A 316-nucleotide genomic window follows, 5' to 3' on the forward strand; every position below is an offset into this window, starting at 1 on the left:
TGACGATGGTGCCCTGCATGGGGGAGGCGAGGGCGTCGCCGGAGGCGGCGGAGCCGGACTTCTTGGACGCCTTGCGCTTGGGCTTGGCGCCGGCGGCGAGGCCGGTGCGGGCCAGCGACATGCCGAGCGAGGACGGCAGGGAGACTTCCAGGCGCTTGCCGCCGACCTCGACGATGACGGTCTCGCGACCGCTCTCGGCCTCGGCCTCGTCCGCGCCGGGCGCGGTGAACGGCTTGATGTCGTTGACGAACTCGGTCTCGATCCAGCGGGTGTGGACCTGGAACGGCTCGCTCGAGCCGGTCAGCTCCGGGGCGAA

General features: G+C 71.8%; 1 pseudogene. It reads right to left on the reverse strand.

Annotated elements, in window-relative coordinates:
• Positions 1 to 316, reverse strand: a pseudogene (locus tag IG84_RS0137435) (acetyl-/propionyl-CoA carboxylase subunit alpha); the annotation flags it as partial.

It is taken from the genome of Streptomyces ochraceiscleroticus (assembly GCF_000720485.1).
GTDB classification, from domain to species: Bacteria; Actinomycetota; Actinomycetes; order Streptomycetales; family Streptomycetaceae; genus Streptomyces; species Streptomyces ochraceiscleroticus.